Raw genomic sequence first — 22040 nt, 5'->3', positions numbered from 1 at the left:
CCGGCTGAAAGGCGGTGCAATATATGGAAACAGATCGCTTCGGGCGTGACGGCGACCAGCTGCCTGGCGTCCCGATATCGGTGCTTTTGAAAAGCGACCAGGCACCCGCAGAGGTGTTTCTTCCAGCAACCCTGCCTTGACCCGTGAGAACGTTATGGAACCCGGAAACGCCCAGCTGTCGATGACGGTACTGATGACCCCTGACATGGCCAACTTCTCTGGCAATGTCCACGGCGGCACCCTGCTCAAATACCTCGACGAAGTGGCCTACGCCTGCGCCAGCCGTTATGCCGGCCGCTACGTGGTGACCCTGTCGGTGGATCAGGTGATTTTCCGCGAGCCGATCCATGTCGGCGAACTGGTGACCTTCCTGGCGTCGGTGAACTACACCGGCAACACCTCGATGGAAGTCGGCATCAAAGTGGTGACCGAGAACATCCGCGAGCGCTCGGTGCGCCATACCAACAGCTGCTTCTTCACCATGGTCGCGGTGGACGATCAACGCAAACCCGCCGCCGTACCGCCGCTGCAACCGCAGAACAGCGAAGACAAGCGCCGCTACATGCAGGCACAACAACGCCGGCAGATCCGTCAGGAGCTGGAAAAGCGCTATCAGGAAATCAAGGGCGACGCCTGAGTGAAAGCACGCTCGCGGACGTGGTCCGCGAGTGCTGCAATGATCAGAGGCTGATCGGCGTAGCCTCGAACTTCACCCGCGGGTGCGCAATCCGGTCCTGCGCTCGCACCAGCTGCAGCTCGTAACTGGCGCAGGCCTGGGTTTCCAGCAGCACTTCATGCACCGCTGCTGCGGTGAATTCAAACGCCGCCACCAGGTTGTCACCGAGCAGCACTCTCGCCAGGAACAGGCCGGACGTCAGATCGCCCACACCGACCGGCTGACGCGGAAACGCCAGCAGCGGACGCCGCAGATGCCAGCTGCCCTCGGCCGTTACCAGCAACATTTCAAAGCCATCCGCCGGTTTGCCCGGATAATCCAGATGTTTGACCAGCACCGCTTTCGGCCCACGCGCCAGCAGCGCCCGCGCCATCGCCAGGCAATCGAACAGCGACTGCGGCTTGCGCCCGGAGAAGCTGTCCAGCTCCAACTGGTTCGGGCACATGAAATCCGCAACGGCAGCGGCTTCTTCCAGCAGGAAGTCACTGACCTCGGCGGGAACGCTGCAACCCTTTTCCGGATGCCCCATCACCGGGTCGCACAGATAAAGGGCTTTCGGGTTGACCGCCTTGATCCGCTCGATGCCACTGAGAATCGCCCGGCCCTGCGCCGCGCTACCGAGATAACCTGACAGCACCGCATCGCAATTACCGAGCTCACCGATGGCGGCAATGCCTTCGACCAGTTCGGGGATCCGGTGCGGCGCCAGCACTTCGCCGGCCCACTGACCGTACTGCGTATGGTTGGAAAACTGCACCGTATTGAGCGGCCAGACATTCACCCCGACCCGCTGCATCGGAAAAACCGCAGCGCTGTTGCCGGCGTGGCCGAACACCACATGGGACTGGATGGCGAGCAGATGAGGCGTACGTTTCATTCGGGTTTTTCCGTAAAACGATTGAAATTCAAGCCGCGCAGTATGCGACGAAACGCAGCCTGTACGACAGACCGGCGACGCAGTTAAGCTGACGCCATCATTTGGAGTTTCGTGTTGATGCTCACCCTGGAAAACATTTTCGTGCTGATGCTGTTCGCCGTCGCCGGTGCGTGGCTCTGGCACAACCACGGCTTGCGCGAGCGGGCACTGGAGCGGGTCAAACAACATTGCGCGAATGTCGGCGTCGAGTTGCTCGACGGTAACGTGGCGCTGAAGAAGATCGGCCTGATCAAGGACGCCAGCGGTCGGCGACGCCTGGCCCGGGTCTACAATTTCGAATTTACCGTGACCGGAGAAACCCGGCACAACGGCACCATCACCCAGTTCGGTGCGCACAGCGCGCAGATCGAACTGGCGCCCTACCCGGCACCGTTCGATGACACACCGCCCGTGGTGGAAGTGACCAAGCCACGTGGTGAAGTGATCGAGCTGAGCCAGTGGCGCCAGGAACACACCAAGTGGAAGCCTTGAATCAGCCTGTGTGAAGCCGACACCTGGCAAGACCGGCCTGTAATTCACTGACCGCCTGCGGTTCGTCGAAAATCAGCTCGATCCGGGAATCCTTGCGCCATTCACTGGGCAGCCAGCTGAGCTCGGCATTATCCAGCGCATTGGCTGACTGCCAGCCGTCCGGTTGGTGAATCACCAGTTTGGCCCGGCGCCAGTTCAGGCTTTTCAGCCATTGGGTAATCCCCGATACATCGAATACCTGGCTCGGATGCCAGCGCCAACCGATGCTCCAGCCACTCTCCTGCGCCTGGCTCAGGCAGATCGGCAATGCCGGATCGCTCCAGATGGCCGGCATTTGTGCCAGCCCCTGAGGCACGATCAACTTATCCACACCGGCCTGCGCCTGTACTGCCAGCCCCGGCAATTCGCTGAGCGGCAACATCGCCTGCTGCGTCCAGATCAGTCGGACAGGCGGCAACTGTCGGGCGATTCGCTCACGCGTGGGCTCGTCGAGGTTTTCTGCCTTGTTCAACAGCAGCAGGCCTGCGCTGGACAAGGCTTCCTGCTGCGCGTCCGGTAGCGGTTTGCCCTCGGAAAGGGCCTGGGCGTCCAGCACCAGCACGCAAGGTTGTACGGCGAGTACGCCTTGCCACGGCGCCTCGTTCAGTTGCTTCAGCAACTGCGCCGGATGCCCGAGCCCCGAGGGCTCGATGAACAGGCGATCCGGCCGTGCCTTGCGCAACAATCGCCCCAAACCAATCTGGAACGGCGCACCGTTCACGCAACACAAACAGCCCCCGGCCACTTCGCCCAGTGCGATACCATCGGCTTCGCAGGTCAACAGCGCAGCGTCGAGACCGATCTGGCCAAACTCGTTGATCAGCACCGCCCAGCGTTCGCCCTCCGGTCTCTGGGCCATGAGCTGGCGGATCAGGCTGGTCTTGCCCGCGCCCAAGGGGCCGGCGATGACGTGGGTGGGAATGTTCTGCAACATGATCAAGGTTTCTGGAGGTCAAAGATGCGGTGGATGGGATGGTCGTTGCTGCTGACGCTGGTATCTGGCCAGGCATTGGCACAGGCCTGCGTGGTGCACAGCCAGGCGGAGCGGCTCGACGTGAAGGTCTGCCAGCAGAACCGCAACATCCCGGAAAAACTGTTCAGCGACGGCTTCTGCCAGCCGACCCTGGCCGGGCAGAAAGTCGAGGTTCAATACGTCGAGCAGTGCCCCGCCGGCGCGTTCGGCGTGTGCAGCAACGCGCAAGTCGCCAATATGCCTTATCGCCAAGATATCCACTATTACGGCGTGGCCACCGATGCGGCGTATTTGCAGCCCTATTGCGAGACTCAGAGCCAGGGGAAATGGCTCAAGCCCTGAGGCGCTATCCGAGCCAGTCGAGGGTCAGCATCAGCCGCCGCTCACCCGGCGCCGGTTGCGGCGAGCGATGGATCAGGCCGAAACCTTCGTTGCCGTGCCATTTCTCGCCCTTTAGCAACGCCACTTCGCCCCGATTCAATTGCTGAATCCGTGAAGTTTCCTGCGGCTCGGCTTGCGGCTGTCCCAGTTGCCGACGGTCCATTTCCCCTTCCCTGAGCCATTCGCTGCCAACGCCTGAATAGGTCGTGATCAACCGCACCGGCACATGATCGACGTGAAAACGCGGACACATGGCCTTGTCCAGCACACGCAGGCGCAAGCCGATCCGCCGCGCGCCGAGCAAGCAGGCGAAGGCACTGACCAGCCATTTCAAGTCGCTGATAAACCCTTCGTAGCCTTCCAGATCGCGAAAGCCGCTGGCCAGCCCAGTGAGATCCGGTTCGGCGTCTTCGTCCAGCAATTCCAGGCAAAGCGCCTCGGCGTAAGGCTCGTTCAGAGACAACAACAAGTCAGCGAACTCGGCAATGTGCATCGGAAGCTGGCGCTGCCAGACCGCGAGGTTGGTCTCGTCGTCGAGAATGTTCGCCAGTGCCTGCGGGGTCTTGCCGAAAGACTGATGACGAATGCTGCCTGGCAGCGATGTCAGGGCGAGCATCAGGCGACCTCGTCGTGCCATGAGCCAAACGGATCGCGTAGTTGTAGCCAGCCTTGAGTACCGAGCGCCATTTCGTCATCGGTCAGCAGGCAATCATCCAGTTCCGACGACAGCTGTGCGAAATCGATGTTCTGTCCGATAAACACCAGCTCCTGGCGACAATCGCCTACGCTGGCGATCCAGTTTTCCATGATCGCGGCGGTACTTTCCTGATCCTGCGGCCACTGTTCCTTTGGCACGAAGCGCCACCAGCGCCCGGCGAAACCGTGGCGCATCAGGCCACCTGCCTGAGACCAGCTACCGGCGTCGGTGGGTTTGCTGGCCAGCCAGAAGAAGCCTTTGGAGCGCAGCAATTTGCCGTTTACCCAAGGACGATCGATGAAGTCGAAGAAACGCTGCGGATGAAAGGGCCGGCGCGCCCGATAGGCCGTGGATGCGATGCCGTACTCATCGGTTTCCGGCACATGTTCGCCACGCAATTCCTGCAACCAGCCTGGGGCCTGGGCGGCCTTTTCAAAATCGAAACGACCGGTGTTGAGAATTTTCTCCAGCGGTACCTCACCCATGACCATCGGGATGATCTCGGCCTGAGCGTTGAGGCGTCTGAGAATGGCCATCAGCTCTTCCCGCTCGCGGCTGCTGATCAGGTCGATCTTGCTGATCAACAGGACGTCGGCGAATTCGATCTGCTCGATCAGCAGATCGGTGATCGAGCGCTCATCTTCTTCACCAAGAAATTCGCCACGGGAGGCGAGGTTTTCGGCGGCCTGGTAGTCCGGCAGGAAATTCATACCGTCGACTACAGTGACCATGGTGTCGAGGCGAGCGATGTCGGTAAGGCTTTGCCCCTGTTCATCACGGAAAGTGAACGTCTCGGCGACTGGCAACGGCTCGGAGATTCCCGTGGATTCGATCAGCAAGTAATCGAAGCGGCCTTCGCGGGCCAACTGACTGACCTCTTCAAGCAGGTCTTCGCGTAACGTACAGCAGATACAGCCGTTGCTCATTTCCACGAGCTTCTCTTCGGCACGGTTCAGGCTGACATCACGCTGGACTTCGCTGCCATCGATGTTGATCTCGCTCATATCGTTGACGATAACGGCGACGCGCAAATCATCTCTGTTACGTAGTACGTAATTCAAAAGTGTACTTTTTCCGGCACCGAGAAAGCCGGACAAAACGGTCACGGGAAGTCGGGAAGACATTGGATAAACCTCATCAGACGGTCGCTAAACAGCGCAGGAGGCTCTCGAGGCGAGCGTTCTTGGGCTTCGATGGGGTCACCAGGGAAACGGACGCTTGAAATGGAAGCCACGGAAAGCCTTGTCCGACTAATGTTATAGTATAACAACAAAATCAATCCACTCTCTTCTTGCTCAAAGTGACAAAGGGCTGGAAGCTGCAATCAATTCATCGCCGAGTCACATCATGAAAACCGCGCTGAAATACTCGTTTATCTGCCTGGCATTACTGACGCTGAAAGCCGAAGCACAAGTGCCGGGACTCGCCAATTGCACGCGCAGCGCAAACCTGTTGGCGTGCATTGATGGCAACGGCAACGCGTATAGCGTCAACACCGTCGGCAGCACGATTTACCTGCGCGGATTCGAGAAAGCGGGAAACCGCTATTGGGCGCAAACCAACAGCCGCTACGGGCAACTGACCTTTTTCACCGGCATCGCTTCCGATGGTGAAGCCTGGGTTGGCTACAACCGCCGTGTGGGCTGGACGACGATCAATCGGTTCTCCAGCTCAGGCGGCAGCAGTGCAAAGTTCACCTGCAGCCGGATCACCGGCTGCTAAACCCGATATCCTTCTTGCTCTTGTTGCCAGGCCATATAGCTGTCGACAGGCGGGTTTTTCTGGAAGTAACGCTGCAAGCCCTCAAACAAACCGTCCGCCACGGCCTGCTGATGACGCGCGGTCACCAAGCGCTGACTGTCCCGTGCGTTGGAAATAAACCCGGTTTCCACCAGGATTGACGGCACATCCGGCGATTTCAGAACGGCAAATCCAGCCTGTTCCACGCGCTTTTGGTGCAGCGTGGTAATGCCAGCCAGACTGCTCAGCACTGTGTTTCCGAGTTGCAAGCTGGCGGCGATGGTTGCGTTCATCCACATGTCGAGGATCACGCCAGCGAGCATCGGATCCTTGTCTTTGAGATTGAGCAGGCTGGTTGCACCGAGCAGATCCACACCGTTCTCACGCTGCGCCATGAACCGCGCGGTGGCGGACGTCGCGCCGCCTTCCGACAGGCAATACACCGACGCCCCGGAAGCGGTCAGACGCGGCGCAGCATCGGCGTGCACCGAGATGAACATGTCAGCCTTGTGCTGACGCGCGATTTCCACACGCTTGCGTAACGGGACGAAGAAATCTTCGTTACGAACCAGCTTCACATCAAAGCCTTTCTCACGTTTAAGCCGACGTGCGAGCAGTTGCGCGATGGACAGCACCACATCCTTTTCTCGCTCGCCTTTGGCGCCGATTGCACCCGGATCTTTCCCGCCATGACCTGGGTCGACCACCACCATGATGTCGCGCTTGGGGTGAGATTTTTCCTGGAGTGTTTCACGTGGAACGCTCGCCGGGACTCCTGCTGATGCGCTCATCAAGTCCAAAACCAGGCGATGTCCTTGCCCATCCTGAGGCGCCAACAAGAATGAATTGAGCTGAACCGGACTGCTTAAATCCAGCACGATCCGTGTGTTCCCTTGGCCAAAATGGCCGGAGCGGATCGAATGAATAGGGGTGCCGGATAACGTCAATTGGCTGAAGTCCCCAATCAGGCTGGCGCCGTTCAAATCGATGATCAACCGCTCTGGTGCACTCAAGGTAAACGTCTCGTAGCTCACGGAACCACTCAGATCGAACACCAGCCGAAGCTTGTCATCCGAACGCCAAAGCCGCGCATTGCGTATCTGCGTAGCGGACACCGAAAAAGGCAAAACAAAGGCCGCGCTGGCCAGCATCAGGTTGAGCAAGTGACGTCTGTGCATATGAAAGCCTGTTCATGAAAAAGGCATCGTGGTTTGAATTGTTATAATGTAACATCAAATTCAATTACCATGATGGAACTGCTCATGAACGCGCTGACTTTGCCGGATGTCGCGGCTCAAGCCGCCCGCCAGGCCCTGCCTCTCGAATGGGTGGGGATGTGCGGCATCGCATTACCTGTGTTTATCGAAGGCCAACGCTTGGCTGCCAAAGCGGATGCAGGCGTCAGCCTGGATGATGGAGACGCACGCGGCATTCACATGTCGCGGCTCTATCTGGGGCTGGAAGCGATGGAGCAGCAGAACCTTTCTCCTGCCCTTTTACGACAAGTTTTGCAGCGCTTTCTCGACAGCCACGAAGATCTGTCCGAAGCCGCCTATCTTAATATCCATATTGATTTGCTCCTCAGAAGGCCCGCGTTGGTCAGCCCTTTGGCGGGATGGAAAAACTATCCCGTCACTGTTTCAGCCCAGCTAAAAAACAAAGTGTTCCACGTGGAACTGAAAATCGACGTCGCGTATTCCTCAACTTGCCCGTGCTCTGCGGCATTGGCGAGGCAGTTGATCCAGCAACAATTCGTCGACGACTTCGCCAACAAACCACTGCAACACGCCGATGTGTTGGCGTGGCTCGGTTCGACCCAAGGCATCGTGGCCACACCTCACAGCCAGCGCAGTACTGCCCAGCTACATTTGCACCTGGATGAATTCGTCGACGAACTACCGCTGACGTCCATCATCAACGACGCCGAAGCAGCCCTCGGCACCGCCGTGCAAACCGCTGTGAAACGCGCCGACGAACAAGCCTTCGCCCTCGCCAACGGCCAGAACCTTATGTTCTGCGAAGACGCTGCACGACGCCTGAACCTGGCACTGCGTGGCTCACCCGGTATCAGCCAATTCCACGTACGAGTCATCCACGCCGAAAGCCTTCATGCTCACGACGCCGTCGCCGAGAGTCATTGGCGCCGGGAGCAGCCATGATTCGCTGCCACAACCTGAGCTGGGGAATACCCGGCCAACCGCTCACTGCACCGCTCAGCCTAAGGCTGGAAAGCGGCAGCATGACGGCAATCATCGGCATCAACGGCAGTGGCAAAAGCAGCCTGCTCAAAGTCATCGCAGGTTTACAGCGACCGTTGGCCGGCAAGGTCGAGTTGGGTGTCCCACGCCAAAGCGGTTTGTCCTTCCTGCCTCAGCAACAGCATCTGGATCGACAGTTCCCGATCAGTCTTCAAGAGTTGGTGGCAGCCGGTTTCTGGGGACGCCGACTGTCGTCGCAACTGAGAGCCCAACGTCTCGAATCCGCACTGGAAGACTGGCACCTGAGCGGACTGGAACATCGTCCCCTGATGGCCCTCTCCGGCGGGGAACTGCAACGCGCCCTGCTCGCTCGACTGAGTCTGGCAGACACACCGTTGCTGCTGCTCGACGAACCCCATGCCGCGCTCGACGAACTGGGTCAGACATTGTTGTGGCAACACCTGCACGCCTGGCATGAACAAGGACGAACCCTGGTCGTGGTTTGCCATGACCTCGCCGCCGTGCGCCAACACATTCCACAGACCTTGCTGATCAAACCGAGCGGCTGCGCATACGGCAGCAGCATCAATCTCATCCAGCAAACGCCTCACACGCAGGTAGCCTGATGCTGACGCTCAGCCATTTATGGCAACCGTTCCACGAGTTCGTCTTCATGCGTCGCGCCCTGCTCGGCGGTCTGGTATTGGCGTGCAGCACGGCACCACTGGGCGTGTTTCTGATCCTGCGCCGGATGAGCCTGATCGGCGACGCCGTCGCCCACGGCATCCTCCCCGGCGCCGCGTTGGGGTTCTGGTTCGCCGGGTTGAGTCTGCCGGCGCTGACCCTCGGCGGACTCGGTGCCGGTCTGAGCATGGCCGGACTCGCCGCGTGGATTACCCGACGCACCGGCCTGCGCGAAGACGCCAGCCTCGCCGCGATCTATCCCATCTCGTTGGCCAGCGGTGTGCTGATTCTGGGGATCGCCGGCAAGCGACTCGATTTGCTGCACCTGCTGTTCGGCTCCGCACTGGCGGTGGACGGCGCGACCCTCCACGGCATGTTGTGGGTATCGGCGCTCAGCCTGATGGCCATGGCGCTGATCTATAAACCGTTGCTGCTCGACACGCTCGATCCGTTTTTCCTGCGCACGGTCAGCCGACTCGGCCCCGTCGCCCATGGCGTGTTCCTGACGCTGGTGGTGCTCAATCTGGTAATCGGTTTCCAGGCGATCGGTGCCTTGATGGTGGTCGGCCTGATGATGCTGCCCGCCGCCGCGTCTCGCTTCTGGAGCCGACGCCTGCCGATCCTGATCGCCATCGCCGCGCTCATCGGTTGCGCCTCGGTATGGCTTGGACTGTTGCTGTCGTTCTACTACTCGCTGCCCAGTGGCCCGGCCATCGTGCTGGTCGCCGGTGCCGGCTACTTGTTGTCCGTGGTGTTCGGACCGGTTCACGGTCTGTTGCGCCGCCCGCCTTTGCTCACATCCCAATGAGGTGTTTCCCGATGCGCGCTCTACTCGTGCTGTTCAGCCTGATGCTGTCGATGTCGTTATCGGCGGCGGAAAAACTGCCGGTGGTCACCAGTTTCAGTATCCTTGCCGACATGGTGCATCAGGTCGGCGGCGAGCATATCCAGATCACCAACATGGTCGGCCCTGACGCCGATGCCCACACTTACGAACCGACGCCGGATGACGCCAAGGCCCTGCTCAAGGCGAAACTGATCGTAAAGAACGGGCTGGGTTTCGAGCCCTGGCTGGATCGGCTGGTCGCCAGCACCGACACCAGAGCCCCGGTGATCAGCACCAGTCGCGGCGTGATTCCGCGCTCGCTGGATGAGGACGGCGAAACCGTCCCCGACCCTCACGCGTGGCACAACCTGGCGAATGCCGAGCTGTACGTCGCCAACATCACCAAAGCGCTGATCGCTGCTGACCCGGCCAACAAAGCTGACTACGAGCGCAACAGCCAGGCTTACCTGAAACAGATCTACGCCCTCCTCGCCCAAGCGAAAGCCAAGCTCGGTTCACTGCCGCCGGGCAACCGCAAGATCGTTACCAGCCACGACGCCTTCGGTTATCTCGGTCAGGCCTACGGCATCGACTTCATGGCGCCACAAGGTCTGTCCACCGAACGCGAACCCTCCGCTGCCGAAGTCGCCGCGCTGATCACCCAGATTCGCCAGGCCAAGGTCAAAGCGGTGTTCATGGAAAACATCAAGGACGCGCGCCTGCTGAAACAGATTGCCGACGAAAGCGGCGCACACATCGGCGGCACGCTGTACTCCGACGCCCTCGCCGCCAGCGGCCCGGCCAGCACCTTCACCGGGCTGTTCGAATACAACCTCAACACCCTTTACCAAGCCCTGAGCCAACCATGATCCGTAAAAATCCTTCCGGTGATTTGCCACAGATTGCCGAGTCTGCCTACGTCGATAAAACCGCGATCATCTGCGGCAAAGTGGTGATCGGCGAAAACGTGTTCGTCGGCCCGTACGCGGTGATCCGCGCTGATGAAGTGGACGCCACGGGCGAGATGGAACCGATCACCATCGGCGCCAATTCGAACATCCAGGACGGCGTGGTGATCCACTCCAAATCCGGCGCGGCGGTGACCATCGGCGAATTCAGCTCGATCGCCCACCGCTCGATCGTGCATGGCCCGTGCACGGTCGGCGACCGGGTGTTCATCGGTTTCAACAGCGTTCTGTTCAACTGCGTGGTCGGCAACGGTTGCGTAGTGCGCCACAACTCGGTGGTCGACGGTCGGGATCTGCCGGACGCGTTCTACGTGCCCTCCACCACCCGCATCGGCCCGGGCACCGACCTCTCACAATTCCCGCCAGTGAGCGTCAGCGCTTCGGAGTTTTCCGAAGACGTGGCGCGCACCAACGTCGACCTGGTGCGCGGCTACAAAGCCCTGCAGAACGAGTTCTGAATCATGAGCAGTGTGCTGATTCGCAATGCGCGGCTGGTGAACGAGGGGCGTGAGTTCGACGCCGATCTGTTGGTCAGCAACGGGCGCATCGTCAAGATCGCCGGCAGCATCGAAGGTGAAAACGCGACCCGGGAAATCGACGCCAACGGCCAATGGCTGCTGCCGGGAATGATTGACGACCAGGTGCATTTCCGTGAGCCGGGTGCGCCGGCCAAGGGCAGTATCCACACCGAATCCCGTGCAGCCGTGGCCGGGGGCATCACCAGTTTCATGGACATGCCGAACACCAACCCTGCCACCCTGACCCTTGACGCGCTGGCCGACAAAAAGCGCCGGGCAGCGATCAGCTCGGTGGCCAACTACGGTTTTCACTTTGGCGTCAGTCACGACAATCTGGACACGGTCGCAGCACTCAACCCGAGCGAAGTGGCCGGGGTCAAAGTGTTCATGGGCGCGTCCACCGGCAACATGCTGGTGGACGACCCGCACACCCTCGAGCGCCTGTTCGCTGAAGTGCCGACGGTTCTGCTGGCCCACTGTGAACACACACCGAGCATCGAGGCGAATGCCACAAACCTGCGCGAACGCTTCGGCAACCAACTGCCGCCCGATGCCCACGCGCAGATCCGCAATGCCGACAGCTGCTTTCGTTCATCGTCTCTGGCGGTGGATCTGGCCCGACGTCACGGCACTCGCCTGCACGTCCTGCACCTGACCACGGCCCGCGAGCTGGCCCTGTTCGAAGATAAACCGCTGACGCAAAAACGCATCACCGCCGAAGTCTGCCTGCACCATTTACTGTTCGATGACCGTGACTATCCGAACCTCGGCAACCTGATCAAATGCAACCCGGCGATCAAATCCCAGAGCGATCGTGACGCTCTGCGCCAGGCACTGCTGAGCAATCGACTGGACGTGATCGGCAGCGATCACGCACCGCATACCTGGGCAGAAAAACAGCAAGCGTATGAGCAGGCACCGTCCGGGCTGCCACTGGTGCAGCACGCTCTGCCGGCGTTGTTGGAACTGGTGGCGGATGGCGTGCTGCCGATCACCACGCTGGTGGCCAAGATCAGTCACCGGGTTGCGGATCTGTTTGCCATTCCGGATCGAGGCTATTTGCGTGAGGGGTATTGGGCGGATCTGGTGTTGATTCAACCGGAGCCAAAAGGTGTCGCGGTTTCACGCCAGCTGGTTCTGTCGCAATGCGGCTGGACGCCGTTCGCTCAGCGCAGCTTTCGGCATAGGGTCAGCACGACGATAGTGTCGGGGCAGATTGCATGGCATGACCAACGGATCCATGACAATTGCCAGGGATTGCCGCTGCGGTTCATGCGCTGAAAAAAAACCGCCTCCACTCGATGTGGAGGCGGTTTCGACAGTGACGTTACGCTCGCGGTTTGACTGTGCCGCAATCCTGACCCAACCAGACTGCCCGGGTTTCCAGACTGCCCTTCTGGTTGATCCCGATGGCATTGAAAGTACCGTTGGCGACGGTGGTGAACTCACGGTCACTGAGGAACGTCGCGACGCCGGTGCCCTGGGCTTTCGGGCAACTGAAGCGGAATTTCCACTGGTTGCCGACACGCTCGGTGATCTGCTGTTTGCAGCCCGACTGCGGATCCGCCAGCGGAATATCGTTGGTCGCCACCTGCTGCGGCGTCAGGCAGGCGCGGATGCCCTTGCCGCCGATGTTGATCCCCTGCTTCTCCAGTTCAGCCCGCTGCTGCGGGGTGATCTGGCCTTGAATCTGACCGAGGATCGATTGCACATCCATCACCTGATCGTCGACCTTCACATTGCTCGACGTCATTTCCCACAATCCCGGCTGCAGCATTTGCGCCTGAGCAACCACCGGCAAGGCCAAACCCAGGCCCAGCGCTAAACCCAGCAGACGAACGTTCATTGAAAAACTCCTGATCAGTAGTGGCCGTTAGACGCCGGCCGTCTGTTTCGGTTCATGACCGGCGCTGGCAGCTTGAAAACAAATAGCGACAATCGCCATGGAACATGGTCTGTTAAGCATTGAATCTTCAGGAGCAAGGTTGCCCCATGGATTATTTCGGACCGCACATTTTCGGTTATCTGATCGCCCTGATACACACCCTCGGCTCGATCGCCGCGATCCATGCCGTATTGACCGTACGCACCGCTCAAGGCTCGATCGCCTGGGCGTTGTCGCTGATCTTCATTCCCTACCTCACCCTCATCCCTTATCTGGTGTTCGGCCGCAGCACCTTCGATGGCTACATCAAGGCCCGCCGCCAGGCCAACGAACAGATGCGCCAGGCGATTTCCGAACTCAACTGGCGGCCGTGGGTGGAAGAAGCCCTGACTGCCCGCGCCTCGAATGCTTATGACTCGTTACGGGCGATGCCGAAGCTGGGGCGCATGCCGTGCCTGGCCAACAATGAAGTGCGATTGCTGATCAATGGCGCAGCCACCTTCGAGGCGATTTTCCATGCAATCGACCAGGCGCGGGAAGCGGTGCTGATCCAGTTTTTCATCATTCACGACGATCGTCTCGGTCAGCGCCTGCGTGACTTGCTGCTGAAGAAAGCGGCCGAAGGCGTGGTGATTCATTTGCTCTACGACCGTATCGGCAGCCACGCCCTGCCCCACAGCTACGTTCAGGCGCTGCGCGACGGCGGCGTCGAGGTCAAGGCGTTCGCCACCCGCAGCGGCTGGCTCAATCGTTTCCAGGTGAATTTCCGCAACCACCGCAAGATCGTGGTGGTCGACGGGCTGATCGGGTTTGTCGGCGGGCACAACGTAGGCGACGAATACATGGGTGAAAAGCCACCGCTGGCACCGTGGCGCGACACTCACGTTCAGGTGCGCGGCCCGGTGGTGGCGTGCATGCAGGAGTCATTTGCCGAAGACTGGTTCTGGGCCGCGCGGTCATTGCCGCCGCTGATCCTGCCGGACGCGTACCCAGAGGACGGCGTGCTTTGCCAATTGCTCGCCAGCGGCCCGGCGGATGCTTACGAAACCTGCTCGCTGTTCTTCGTTGAGGCCATCCACGCCGCCACCGAACGCGTGTGGATCACCAGCCCCTACTTCATTCCTGACGAAGCCGTGTTCGCGGCGTTGCGCCTCGCAGTTTTGCGCGGGGTCGACGTGCGCCTGTTGCTGCCTTCGCGTCCCGACCACCGCATCGTCTACGCAGCCTCCAGCCTGTACGCCTTCGAAGCGGTACGCGCCGGCGTGCGGGTATTCCGCTATGAACCGGGTTTTCTGCATCAGAAGGTGGTGTTGATCGACAGTGAAATCAGCGCCATCGGCAGCGCCAATCTGGACAATCGTTCGTTCCGGCTTAATTTCGAGGTGATGCTGCTGACCGTCGACAGCGAATTCGCCGCCAGCGTGGAACAGATGCTCAACGACGACTTCGCCCAGGCCTACGAGGTCGCCAAAGAAGAAAGCCGGGAGATCCACCGCCTGCAACAGGTCGGCATGCGGATCGCCCGGCTGATTTCACCGATTCTATAGGTTCAAGGGTTGTAGATGTCGTCCCGGGTCCATGGCAGTTCATGGCTGCCGTCGGCATGGGCCTTCACGGCGAGGATCTGGTGCAGGTTGATCCAGCCGCGAGCGAATGCATAAGCGCAGCCCGCCAGGTACAGACGCCAGATACGCAACGCCTGGTCCGGCACCAGTTTCGCGGCGGCTTCAAGGTTGTCCTCCAGCCGTTCGCTCCAGTGGTCCAGCGTGCGTGCGTAATGCAGGCGCAAACTCTCGACGTCGACAATCTCCAGACCCGCTTCGCTGATCTCAGCCGAGATCATCGCCAAATGCGGCAACTCGCCGTTGGGGAACACGTACTTCTCGATGAAATCCCCGGCACCGCGTCCCACCGGGCGGCCATCGGTGTGCTTGGCGGTGATGCCATGGTTCATCACCAGACCGCCCTCTTTCACCGCGCCGAACAGGGTTTTGCAGTATTCGGCGAGGTTGGCGTGGCCGACGTGTTCGAACATGCCGACGCTGACCACTTTGTCGAAACGCCCGTCCTGGGGCAGATCTCGGTAGTCGAGCAGTTGCAATTCGATCTGATCTTCCAGCCCCTCGGCTTTGACACGCTCGCGGGCCAGCGCCAGTTGCTCTTTGCTCAGGGTGATACCGAAGACCTTGGCGCCGAACTCACGGGCGGCATAACGCGCCAGTCCGCCCCAACCGCAACCCACGTCCAGCAGATAGTCGCCGGACTGCAGACGCAGCTTGCGGCACAGGTGCCGGAACTTGGCTTGCTGGGCTTGCTCCAGGGATTCGCTGCCGGTTTCGAAATACGCACAGGAATACGCCATGTCGCTGTCCAGCCACAGCTGGTAGAACGCGTTGGACAGGTCGTAATGGTAGGAAATGGCTTTGGCGTCGGTTTCCTTGTCGTGGAGCGTGCGCACCGGCTGACTGTCATCGTCTTCATCGAGTAGCGCGGAGCTCAGCTCATCGCACACCCGGATGACTTCGCTGATCGAGCCCTCCAGTTCGAGTTTGCCCTCGACGAACGCCGCCCCCAACGCGTCGAGACTTGGATGGGTCAACTGGGACACCATCAACGGGTCCTTGACCACGATGGTGACGCTGGGCGTCGGGCCCAGATTGAATTCATGGCCGTCCCAGAGTCGCAGGCGAAGCGGAAGCTGCAGATTCTGTAAGGCCGGTGGAAGTTGCGCGAGCATGGAATATCCCCCTGGTTTCAGACGTCTGATCTGAGGGTAGACCATCCTTGAAAATTAGCAGGCTATCGATTTGATAGTCGCCGACTATCAGCCGCAGTGGCTGTAATGGCGCTGTCATCCCTGGTTCAGTGCGCCTTCTCAAATGACTGCGAGAGCGGCGCACAGTTCGAAAATTGATCAGTCCGACGCTTTCAGCTTCAGCAGTGGTTCCTGAAAACGCAGCAGGCGTCCGGCATTGCCCAGCACCAACAGCGTGCTCAGGTTGTGCAGCAATGCGGCGATCATCGCCCCCGCCGCACCGAGCCAGCCGAAAGCAGCGAACACCACGATGGCCAGCGTCCAGCCCAGACCGATGATTACGTTAACTTGTAAAGTCCGTCGGCACTGACGACTCAGGCGCACGCAGGTGCCGAGCCGACGCAGGTCACTGCCAATCAGCACAATGTCGGCGGACGCCAGCGCGATGTCTGCGCCGCCCGCGCCCATCGCCACTCCGACCACGCCCGCCTTGAGCGCCAGCGAATCGTTGATCCCGTCGCCGACCACCATCGGCCGGAAGCCGTTGTCGATTTCCTTGAGCACTCGGTTGAGTTTGTCTTCGGGCAACGCCTGGGCTTCGACTTCGTGCAGGCCGACATCCTTGGCCAGTGTCTGCGCGACGCTTTGCCGGTCGCCGGTCAACAGCAGTTGTCGTCCCAATCCGAGGTCACGCAGTTCACTCAGGGCAAATCGAGCTTCCGGTTTGACGGTGTCGGCCAGCAACAGCCAGGCAAGGAATTCGCCGTTCAGCGCCAACCCGGCAATCGGGCCATCGTGTTCGGGGATCGCCGTGGTCGGGATGCCCAACTGTGCAAACAGCTCCGGGCGCCCGAGCGCTGCTTCACCTTGCGCGGTCTTGGCCACTACGCCCAACCCCTGCCGCTCATGAATATCGGTCAGCACCAGCACCTCTTCCGCGCTGACCAGTCCGGCCAGCGCGCGGCTGACCGGATGGCTGCTCGCCGCACCCAGGCTTGCAGCCAGCGCCATCACCGACCCATGATCCGCTCGCGGGCTGTTGATCGACTGCAAGCGCAGCGTGCCGTACGTCAGGGTTCCGGTCTTGTCGACGACCAGCGAAGTGAGATCCGCCAATTCCTCAAGGAATGCCGAACTGCGGATCAGGATCCCGTGCCGCGCCGCCACTGCCACCCCGGCAATCGCCGTGGCCGGCGCCGACAACACCAGCGCGCATGGGCATGCCGCCACCAGCACCGCGAGCATCGCCTGTGCATCGTTGGTGATAAACCAGGTCACCGCCGCGAGCAGCAACACCAGCACCATGTAACTGCCGGCATAACGTTCGAGCAAACGCGTGATCGGTGGCTTGGAGCGTTCGGCGTTCTGCATCAGCGCGATGACCTTGCCGAGGGTGGATTCATCCCCGGTACGGGTCACTTCGATTCGCAACAGCCCGTCGAGGTTGATCGCACCGCCGAACACCGCCATGCCGACACCCGCCTCCACCGGCACCGATTCACCGGTGATCGACGCCGTGTCGAGGCTGGCCTGGCCGGATAAAACCCGACCGTCCGCCGGCACCCGATCCCCGGCGCGCACTTCCACTTTGTCTCCAGCTTTGAGCGTGCCGTTGTCGACCTCGATGATCGAGCCGTCCGCCTGCACCTTGCGCGCATGGCTGCGCGTCAGTTGGCCGAGGGCATGAATCGCTTCCTGGGAGCCGATCACACTGCGCTCTTCCAGCACGTGGCCGAAGATCATGATGATCGGCAACAACGCCGCGGTGAGCAGATCGCCCGTGGCCCAGGCCCCGATCATCGCCAGGGCGATCAACTGATCGGTGATGCCGTGCAGGCTCGGATAACGCAGGCTGAACCAGGCCGAACGCATTACCGGCACCGCGACTAATAAAGAAGCGAATCCGAGCAACAACTGACTGACGCCCGACTGTTCCGGCATCAACCAGCGCCAGATCAACCCCAGACCAAGCAAGCCGAGGGCGAGCATCGCCAGGGTCAACTGGCGGGCGGCGCGGCGTTGTTCGGCCGAGGACAACAGGCTCGGAGCTGAGGTAATGGCAGTCATTTACTGGCTCCCTGAATGATCAGGCGGGAATCGTCTTTCGGATCGACCGTGGTGACCGAACCGGCCTGCCCGAGAATCTTCGGCATCCGCTCACGGTACAGACGCAGCAGCATTTGCGGGTCCGTACCCTGCTGTTGCGCCTTGGCCAGGCTCAACACCGTCGCCGTGTCGGCGGAGGCCTTGGCCAGGCGCTCACCGGCCTGGGCGTGGGCGACTTGCAGGGTGCGGTCGGCCTGTTCGTTGGCGGACTGGGTAAGTTTCTCGGCCTCGGTGCGGGCATTGGCAACCGCCTTGTCGGCTTGCTGGCTGGCAGTGAGGACGGCGTTGAACGCACTCACCGCCGGCTCCGGCAGACTCGATTGCACATCGACCCGCGCCACTTCGATGCCGATGCCCTGCCCGCTCGCCTTCAACTCGGCGAGACGTCGGTTGATGCCTTGCACCAGATCACCGCGCAACCGTTCGCGGCGTTCGGCCGCCTGATTATCAGCGCCGATCAACTCCGGCCGCGCCACCAGAATGGTGTCCAGATCCCGCGCCGCCGTCAGTGCGACTGCGCTGCGCGTTACCACTCGATCCAGCGCCGGCAGCACATGTTCGCCTTGCAGTACGAAGTCATAAGGATCGGTGACCTTGTAAAACACCCGCACATCCAGCTGCACAACACCGGCGTCACCGGTGAGCAGATAACCGGAACCGGCCAGCGCATCACTCAGCGGCGTGGCGAAGGTTGCCACGCGATCCGCCTGCAGGGCCTGATCGCTGCGCAGCAAGTTTTCCACTCTGCGCTCGATCACCCGATCCGCCGCCGGCAATAAAACCACCTGTTCGAACGGCTGCGGCCACGCCAACAACAGCCCGGCATTCTGAATGCGATCCAGCGCTCCGAAATGCAGAACCACCGCCCGGTTTTGCGGATCGATCTGCCGGACATTGGAAAATGCCCAGGCTAATGCCGCCAGAACGGTTACCGCGTAAAGGGAAAAGAATGCCAGACGTCCCGCCTGAATCCACGGACTGTTCAGCGAATGTGTTCCACGTGGAACTTCATTCATGGCTGCGATCCGCTTTTGTTGTCGAGATTCGGCGGACCGTCGACCAACACCCGGAATGGCGCGGCGTCGGTGCGCAGGATCAGTTTGGTGTCCGGTGAAACAATGGTGCCGAGGGTGTCCAGCGAGCGCAGCAAGTTGTACAGCTGCGGCGAACCGCCGTAAGCACGCCCATAAATCTGCGCCGCTTCCACTCGCGATTGGGCTTCGATATCGGCGGCTTTCACCGTGGCATCGGCTTGCACGATGCGCGCATCGCGTTCGGCGGCGGAGCGGATTTGCGCTGCTTCACGTTTGCCAATGGCGGTGCGTTCGGTGGCGATGGTTTCACGCTCGGCGCGCATCCGGTCGACCGTTGCGGTCAGGGTCACCGATGGCAAGGTCAGCCGTTCGATGCCCACCTGCACCACGCGCACGCCGTAAGTCGCGAGCAGTTGCTGATCGATTTGCTGACGCAACTGCGCTTCAAAATCGGCGATTCGAACCTGACTGGCATCGGTATTGACCAGATTGGCCAGATCAAAACTGCTGGCCGTGGTTTCCAGTGCCGAGCCGACAAACGTGCGAATCTGCCGCGCCGCTTCGTCCGGCTGGTTCTGCACCGCGCGCATGAAGCGCTGCACGTTGTCGGGATCGCCCTGCACCTGCCAGGCCACGTACGCCTGCACGATGATGCGCAGACCGTCGCGGGTGCCGACATCCTGCAAGCCGCTGGAGGTCGTGCGCAAACGCAGGTCCACCGGAATCGCTGCTTCGAACGGCGCCGGCCAACGCCAGCTCAGCCCCGGTTCCAGCAACACGCGGGACGGGTTGCCGAACCGGGTGATGACCGTGGCTTCACCGGAGCGCACTTGCACCAGGCTCGCCGCCGCGATGGCGAACGCCACCAGCAATCCCGCCCAGCCCATGCGTTTCCACGGAAAAGGCCCCGCGTCTTCCGGCGCACCGTGGTGATGGTGATGATGCCCGTGATGGTGATGACCGCTGCCATGAGCATGATCGTGGCCGCTGTGGTCATGGTGATCGTGAGTGTGCGACTGGCTCAATGGCTGGCTCCTGGCTGAGCGGTGGTGCGCGCCGGATCTGCCGGCAGCGTGAACGTACGCAGGTCGATGGTCGGTGCGTTACTGCTGCCGCCCAGACGATGGTCGAGTACCAAAAGTTTGGCTTTGCTCAAACCCTGGCTGAGTTGGCTGAGGTATTGCTCCAGCAGGAAGGCCTGGCCTGCGCTGGCGTAAGCCTTTTGTTCAGCGCTGAATTTCAGATCCGCCGCCCGGGCCGTGGCGTTGATTTCATGGGCGTTGGCACTGGCCTGATCCCGAGCGAGGCTGGCCTGCAACTGCGCCTGATTACTCGCTTCGGCAGCGGCACCGCGCTCGCGGGAGATCAACGCCTGAGCACCGATCTGAGCCGCCTGCACGCTGTGATAGGCATTGGCCGCCCCGGCCGGCGGGTGAATTGCTTCGACCACCGTGGCGAGAATTTCCACGCCGCTGTCGAGCTTCTGCAAATCGCTTTGCACGGCGCGGCCAATTTCTTCAGCGAGCCCGGTCCTGTCCTCGCCGAGCAATCCGTCGAGGGTGCGCGAAGCAAAGTCGTGCACCAGAATCCGGCTGGCGGTACTGCGGATCAGCGTCGGCACGTCGGCGCTGTTATAGGTGGCGGCCAACGCGGCTTGATCGCTCAGACCGATGCGATAGACGAAGCGCACGTCCATGTTGACGATCTGAAAGCTCTGCTGATCGCCACGGCTGCTGGCGATCACCTGTGACTTGTCATTGACGTGGCTGGCGTCCCACAAACGGTTGGCGGTGAGTGGCGCCGGGCCTTCTGCCGGGTCCAACTGCACGGGCGCCGGGTTCTCGCCGACGCTGGTCGCCAGTTCATGCACCACGCCGTTTTCAACACTCAGCACCCGCCCCAGCGGCCAGGGCAAACCGGCGTGCAGCCCCGGCCCGAACACCTGCACCGGTTTGCCGAAACGCTCGTAAATGCCACGGCTTTGCATCGGAATTTCGTGAAGGCCGGTGAGCAACCAGCCTACCGCTGCCACCAGTACCAACACCGGCAAGAACGCGCGACGCATGTAACTGAAGGCCCAGATCTGACGCAGATCGATGCCGAAGCGGTTATGCAACTCATGCTGCAACGCGAGCAACGGTTGTGGCGGCCAGCGCAGCAGATCGGCGACGAAACTGCGCGCCAGCAGCACCGGTTCGAGTTGTTCACGGCGCGGGCTGAACAACGACAGCAGCGCACGCAGCAGCAATTCCAGGGCAACCAGCCCCGGCAAAATGCCAATCAACACTGCCAGCCGCACCGGCCAGATTGCACTGTCACTGACGAACAACAAACACAACGCGCCCAGCACCAGACTGATGATTGCCACTCGAGTCAGCTGCGCCAGCGCTCCGGCCTCGGGCCATTGCGCCGGATTTTCCTGGGCCAGCTGTCGCTCCAGCACCAGCAGACCGAACGCCAAGAGCAACGCGATGGCCGCGCCGACCGTGGCGGACACCCCCACACCCGCCGCCGGCAGCGTCAGATTCCACGTCTGTTCGACGCTCAGCAGCACCAGCAACGACCACCCGCCCAGCCACAACGTGGCTGCGCCGATCTGCCCGAGCAGTTGCAGACTGCGCTGGCTCATCCGATCCAACAGTCGCTCGTACCAGCCTTCTGGCGCAGGTTCTTCAGCAGCCGTCATCGGCACGACGGGATTGATCACCCGCGCCCGCCATTGCGTCACCCACCACGCCGATTGCAGGCTAGCCACCAGCACCAGCAACGCCGCGCTCTGATTGACCAGCAGCGCGGGCCACAGCGATTGCGGCGCAAACAGTCCGACAAAAAACGCCAGCACCCACCCTGCCCCGGCCAACGCACCCAGACCGATCGCCAGGCGACGCAAACGCCGGCCCTGCGTCGCCGCTTGCTGAAAGCGCGGCAACCCGGTGACCGGCGTGCCTTCATCCAGATCGACTTGCATATCCCCCCAAAACACTTGGCTCACTGCACATATCGTTACGATATAACGAAAGTCGTGAAATATTTGTACTCATTTGCATCATTCAAAGATGCGCAACCTGTCGCTTGCCTGAAGCCTTGACCGAAATGTCGGGAAACGCTCATATTACGTTCGTAATTTTTAGCACGAACTACTTTTACTGATC

At 60.9% G+C, this 22040-nt stretch carries 22 protein-coding genes; 11 read left to right on the top strand and 11 right to left on the bottom strand.

The genetic code is table 11. From position 1 onward, the window contains the following. Window positions 1-154: 154 nt before the first annotated feature. Complete coding sequence (locus QRN46_RS03100) at window positions 155-637, top strand: acyl-CoA thioesterase (protein ID WP_003229693.1); 483 nt, start codon at window positions 155-157, stop codon at window positions 635-637. Window positions 638-680: 43 nt separating this feature from the next. Here the strand turns inward: QRN46_RS03100 and pdxY are convergent, their stop codons facing one another. Next, complete coding sequence (gene pdxY / locus QRN46_RS03095; protein ID WP_011336643.1) at window positions 681-1553, bottom strand: pyridoxal kinase PdxY; 873 nt, start codon at window positions 1551-1553, stop codon at window positions 681-683. A gap of 117 nt (window positions 1554-1670) precedes the next feature. Between pdxY and QRN46_RS03090 the strand changes: the two genes are divergently transcribed. Then, entirely contained in the window at window positions 1671-2084 is a 414-nt protein-coding gene (locus QRN46_RS03090; RefSeq protein WP_011336644.1) for a DUF3301 domain-containing protein, read from the top strand. Between the two features lies 1 nt (window position 2085). Here QRN46_RS03090 and QRN46_RS03085 read toward each other — a convergent pair whose 3' ends face one another. Next, a complete protein-coding gene (locus QRN46_RS03085; protein ID WP_201819753.1) occupies window positions 2086-3057 on the bottom strand; it encodes a CobW family GTP-binding protein in 972 nt (323 codons plus the stop codon). Window positions 3058-3081: 24 nt separating this feature from the next. On the opposite strand from QRN46_RS03085, the gene QRN46_RS03080 reads away from it, so the two are divergent. Further along, on the top strand, window positions 3082-3438 hold the full coding sequence (locus tag QRN46_RS03080; RefSeq protein ID WP_201819750.1) for an NADH:ubiquinone oxidoreductase: 357 nt from the start codon (window positions 3082-3084) through the stop codon (window positions 3436-3438). Between the two features lie 4 nt (window positions 3439-3442). Here the strand turns inward: QRN46_RS03080 and QRN46_RS03075 are convergent, their stop codons facing one another. Both QRN46_RS03075 and zigA read right to left on the bottom strand, forming a co-directional pair. Then, window positions 3443-4093 (bottom strand): DUF1826 domain-containing protein, encoded by a 651-nt coding sequence (locus QRN46_RS03075; protein ID WP_285354272.1) that lies wholly within the window; start codon window positions 4091-4093, stop codon window positions 3443-3445. Continuing rightward, window positions 4093-5298 (bottom strand): zinc metallochaperone GTPase ZigA, encoded by a 1206-nt coding sequence (gene zigA / locus QRN46_RS03070; RefSeq protein WP_285354271.1) that lies wholly within the window; start codon window positions 5296-5298, stop codon window positions 4093-4095. The genes QRN46_RS03075 and zigA overlap by 1 nt, the downstream gene beginning before the upstream one ends. A gap of 223 nt (window positions 5299-5521) precedes the next feature. Between zigA and QRN46_RS03065 the strand changes: the two genes are divergently transcribed. Further along, complete coding sequence (locus tag QRN46_RS03065) at window positions 5522-5896, top strand: hypothetical protein (protein WP_011336649.1); 375 nt, start codon at window positions 5522-5524, stop codon at window positions 5894-5896. On the opposite strand, the gene QRN46_RS03060 is transcribed toward QRN46_RS03065, so the two are convergent. Continuing rightward, window positions 5893-7092 carry an N-acetylmuramoyl-L-alanine amidase gene (locus QRN46_RS03060; protein WP_285354270.1) on the bottom strand — a complete coding sequence of 400 codons (1200 nt, stop codon included), beginning with the start codon at window positions 7090-7092 and terminating at the stop codon, window positions 5893-5895. The genes QRN46_RS03065 and QRN46_RS03060 overlap by 4 nt on opposite strands. An 84-nt stretch (window positions 7093-7176) precedes the next feature. Here QRN46_RS03060 and folE2 point away from each other — a divergent pair, with 84 nt between their 5' ends. From folE2 to QRN46_RS03030, 6 genes are read left to right on the top strand one after another with little or no spacing between them, the layout of a single operon-like run. After that, window positions 7177-8073 (top strand): GTP cyclohydrolase FolE2, encoded by an 897-nt coding sequence (folE2, locus tag QRN46_RS03055; protein WP_011336651.1) that lies wholly within the window; start codon window positions 7177-7179, stop codon window positions 8071-8073. Next, the gene (locus tag QRN46_RS03050) at window positions 8070-8738 is read left to right on the top strand and encodes a metal ABC transporter ATP-binding protein (protein ID WP_011336652.1); all 669 of its coding nucleotides are present in this window, start codon (window positions 8070-8072) and stop codon (window positions 8736-8738) included. Before folE2 ends, QRN46_RS03050 begins: the two co-directional genes overlap by 4 nt. Next, window positions 8738-9604: a metal ABC transporter permease gene (locus QRN46_RS03045; protein ID WP_201819735.1), complete on the top strand. Its 867-nt coding sequence runs from the start codon at window positions 8738-8740 to the stop codon at window positions 9602-9604. Before QRN46_RS03050 ends, QRN46_RS03045 begins: the two co-directional genes overlap by 1 nt. Window positions 9605-9615: 11 nt before the next feature. Continuing rightward, window positions 9616-10491, top strand: coding sequence for a metal ABC transporter substrate-binding protein (locus tag QRN46_RS03040; RefSeq protein WP_285354269.1), 876 nt, complete (start codon window positions 9616-9618; stop codon window positions 10489-10491). Then, window positions 10488-11048: a gamma carbonic anhydrase family protein gene (locus QRN46_RS03035; protein ID WP_011336655.1), complete on the top strand. Its 561-nt coding sequence runs from the start codon at window positions 10488-10490 to the stop codon at window positions 11046-11048. The genes QRN46_RS03040 and QRN46_RS03035 overlap by 4 nt, the downstream gene beginning before the upstream one ends. A gap of 3 nt (window positions 11049-11051) precedes the next feature. After that, window positions 11052-12389, top strand: coding sequence for a dihydroorotase (locus tag QRN46_RS03030; RefSeq protein WP_285354268.1), 1338 nt, complete (start codon window positions 11052-11054; stop codon window positions 12387-12389). Between the two features lie 46 nt (window positions 12390-12435). On the opposite strand, the gene QRN46_RS03025 is transcribed toward QRN46_RS03030, so the two are convergent. After that, on the bottom strand, window positions 12436-12954 hold the full coding sequence (locus QRN46_RS03025; protein WP_007954220.1) for a DUF3617 domain-containing protein: 519 nt from the start codon (window positions 12952-12954) through the stop codon (window positions 12436-12438). Between the two features lie 146 nt (window positions 12955-13100). Here QRN46_RS03025 and cls point away from each other — a divergent pair, with 146 nt between their 5' ends. Next, entirely contained in the window at window positions 13101-14540 is a 1440-nt protein-coding gene (gene cls, locus QRN46_RS03020; RefSeq protein ID WP_011336657.1) for a cardiolipin synthase, read from the top strand. Window positions 14541-14542: 2 nt separating this feature from the next. Here the strand turns inward: cls and cfaB are convergent, their stop codons facing one another. From cfaB to hflK (QRN46_RS02995), 5 genes are all read right to left on the bottom strand, one after another. After that, entirely contained in the window at window positions 14543-15730 is a 1188-nt protein-coding gene (gene cfaB / locus QRN46_RS03015) for a C17 cyclopropane fatty acid synthase CfaB (protein WP_285354267.1), read from the bottom strand. A gap of 177 nt (window positions 15731-15907) precedes the next feature. Continuing rightward, window positions 15908-17815: a heavy metal translocating P-type ATPase gene (locus QRN46_RS03010; protein ID WP_285354266.1), complete on the bottom strand. Its 1908-nt coding sequence runs from the start codon at window positions 17813-17815 to the stop codon at window positions 15908-15910. Further along, complete coding sequence (hflK, locus tag QRN46_RS03005) at window positions 17812-18870, bottom strand: protease modulator HflK (protein WP_285354265.1); 1059 nt, start codon at window positions 18868-18870, stop codon at window positions 17812-17814. Before hflK (QRN46_RS03005) ends, QRN46_RS03010 begins: the two co-directional genes overlap by 4 nt. Continuing rightward, window positions 18867-19913: a protease modulator HflC gene (hflC, locus tag QRN46_RS03000; protein WP_285354263.1), complete on the bottom strand. Its 1047-nt coding sequence runs from the start codon at window positions 19911-19913 to the stop codon at window positions 18867-18869. The genes hflK (QRN46_RS03005) and hflC overlap by 4 nt, the downstream gene beginning before the upstream one ends. After that, window positions 19910-21856, bottom strand: a complete 1947-nt coding sequence (gene hflK, locus QRN46_RS02995; protein ID WP_011336662.1) for a protease modulator HflK — start codon at window positions 21854-21856, stop codon at window positions 19910-19912. The genes hflC and hflK (QRN46_RS02995) overlap by 4 nt, the downstream gene beginning before the upstream one ends. Window positions 21857-22040 lie beyond the last annotated feature (184 nt).

The organism is Pseudomonas sp. lyk4-R2A-10, from assembly GCF_030209075.1.
Taxonomy (GTDB): Bacteria; Pseudomonadota; Gammaproteobacteria; order Pseudomonadales; family Pseudomonadaceae; genus Aquipseudomonas; species Aquipseudomonas glycinae.
This window is presented reverse-complemented; position numbering and strand designations above follow the sequence as displayed.

Coding starts and splice junctions, on each gene's coding strand:
- QRN46_RS03100 (WP_003229693.1), top strand. CDS start 155: ATGGAACCCGGAAACGCCCAGCTGTCGATGACGGTACTGATGACCCCT.
- pdxY (WP_011336643.1), bottom strand. CDS start 1,553: ATGAAACGTACGCCTCATCTGCTCGCCATCCAGTCCCATGTGGTGTTC.
- QRN46_RS03090 (WP_011336644.1), top strand. CDS start 1,671: ATGCTCACCCTGGAAAACATTTTCGTGCTGATGCTGTTCGCCGTCGCC.
- QRN46_RS03085 (WP_201819753.1), bottom strand. CDS start 3,057: ATGTTGCAGAACATTCCCACCCACGTCATCGCCGGCCCCTTGGGCGCG.
- QRN46_RS03080 (WP_201819750.1), top strand. CDS start 3,082: ATGCGGTGGATGGGATGGTCGTTGCTGCTGACGCTGGTATCTGGCCAG.
- QRN46_RS03075 (WP_285354272.1), bottom strand. CDS start 4,093: ATGCTCGCCCTGACATCGCTGCCAGGCAGCATTCGTCATCAGTCTTTC.
- zigA (WP_285354271.1), bottom strand. CDS start 5,298: ATGTCTTCCCGACTTCCCGTGACCGTTTTGTCCGGCTTTCTCGGTGCC.
- QRN46_RS03065 (WP_011336649.1), top strand. CDS start 5,522: ATGAAAACCGCGCTGAAATACTCGTTTATCTGCCTGGCATTACTGACG.
- QRN46_RS03060 (WP_285354270.1), bottom strand. CDS start 7,092: ATGCACAGACGTCACTTGCTCAACCTGATGCTGGCCAGCGCGGCCTTT.
- folE2 (WP_011336651.1), top strand. CDS start 7,177: ATGAACGCGCTGACTTTGCCGGATGTCGCGGCTCAAGCCGCCCGCCAG.
- QRN46_RS03050 (WP_011336652.1), top strand. CDS start 8,070: ATGATTCGCTGCCACAACCTGAGCTGGGGAATACCCGGCCAACCGCTC.
- QRN46_RS03045 (WP_201819735.1), top strand. CDS start 8,738: ATGCTGACGCTCAGCCATTTATGGCAACCGTTCCACGAGTTCGTCTTC.
- QRN46_RS03040 (WP_285354269.1), top strand. CDS start 9,616: ATGCGCGCTCTACTCGTGCTGTTCAGCCTGATGCTGTCGATGTCGTTA.
- QRN46_RS03035 (WP_011336655.1), top strand. CDS start 10,488: ATGATCCGTAAAAATCCTTCCGGTGATTTGCCACAGATTGCCGAGTCT.
- QRN46_RS03030 (WP_285354268.1), top strand. CDS start 11,052: ATGAGCAGTGTGCTGATTCGCAATGCGCGGCTGGTGAACGAGGGGCGT.
- QRN46_RS03025 (WP_007954220.1), bottom strand. CDS start 12,954: ATGAACGTTCGTCTGCTGGGTTTAGCGCTGGGCCTGGGTTTGGCCTTG.
- cls (WP_011336657.1), top strand. CDS start 13,101: ATGGATTATTTCGGACCGCACATTTTCGGTTATCTGATCGCCCTGATA.
- cfaB (WP_285354267.1), bottom strand. CDS start 15,730: ATGCTCGCGCAACTTCCACCGGCCTTACAGAATCTGCAGCTTCCGCTT.
- QRN46_RS03010 (WP_285354266.1), bottom strand. CDS start 17,815: ATGACTGCCATTACCTCAGCTCCGAGCCTGTTGTCCTCGGCCGAACAA.
- hflK (WP_285354265.1), bottom strand. CDS start 18,870: ATGAATGAAGTTCCACGTGGAACACATTCGCTGAACAGTCCGTGGATT.
- hflK (WP_011336662.1), bottom strand. CDS start 21,856: ATGCAAGTCGATCTGGATGAAGGCACGCCGGTCACCGGGTTGCCGCGC.